The sequence below is a fragment of the Halobellus sp. Atlit-38R genome (assembly GCF_003665925.1).
Taxonomy (GTDB): Archaea; Halobacteriota; Halobacteria; order Halobacteriales; family Haloferacaceae; genus Haloquadratum; species Haloquadratum inordinatus.
This window is the reverse complement of sequence record NZ_QXIJ01000094.1, coordinates 1-678: the sequence shown is the minus strand read 5'-3', so window position 1 is coordinate 678 and position 678 is coordinate 1. Positions and strand designations below refer to the sequence as shown.

At 69.3% G+C, this 678-nt stretch carries 1 protein-coding gene; it reads right to left on the bottom strand.

Translation table 11 applies throughout. The annotated features are described in order from the left end of the window. Positions 1-121: 121 nt before the first annotated feature. Positions 122-469: a hypothetical protein gene (locus D3D02_RS18275; RefSeq protein WP_121563129.1), complete on the bottom strand. Its 348-nt coding sequence runs from the start codon at positions 467-469 to the stop codon at positions 122-124. Positions 470-678: the final 209 nt, after the last annotated feature.

Genomic DNA, 678 nt, shown 5'->3' with positions numbered 1-678 from the left:
GTAAACGTTTTCGACTCTCAGACCGAAATTTACGAAAACGGCCGATTCACGCGGGCGAGCGGCGGCTGCTTCGAGACGGGGAGAGAGCGCGGAGCGCGGCGGGACGCGGATCCCGGCGGCCTCACAGGAACTCGCGGACCTCGGAGTACCACATGTCGTGGTGGTCGACGGCGTCGAGCGCGTCCGCGACGTCGACCGCGATGGCGTGCCAGCAGCGCTGGTCGGGGTCGTCGGCGTCGAGGTTGTACGTCGCGTCCGCGCAGTTACACTCCCCCTCCTCGACGACGTACTCGTCCTCGTGGCCCACGACGACGGTGAAGTCGCGGTAGCGCTTCACGCGCCCCTCGCCGACCGCCTCGATGGCGCGCTGTCCCCGGTCGCCGTGGGCCTCGACGATCGCCGCCGCGATCGGGCCGGTCAGCTCCCCGGCCTCGTCGATCGCCGACCGCCAGTCGTCGACCGGCTCCATGGCCACCCGTTCTCGGGCGGTCGGTTAAACAGCGTCGGTCAGATCGGACCGGATCGAATCGGATCGGATCGCAACGAGTCGGAGCGGTCGCCCCGACGCGGGGTTTCAAGCCGCCTCCCCGCCTCCGTCCGCCATGGACGAGACGTGCCAGCACCTGACATACCGCGAGGAGGGCGACGGGAAGTCGTTCGAGACCGCCCGCGCGTTCA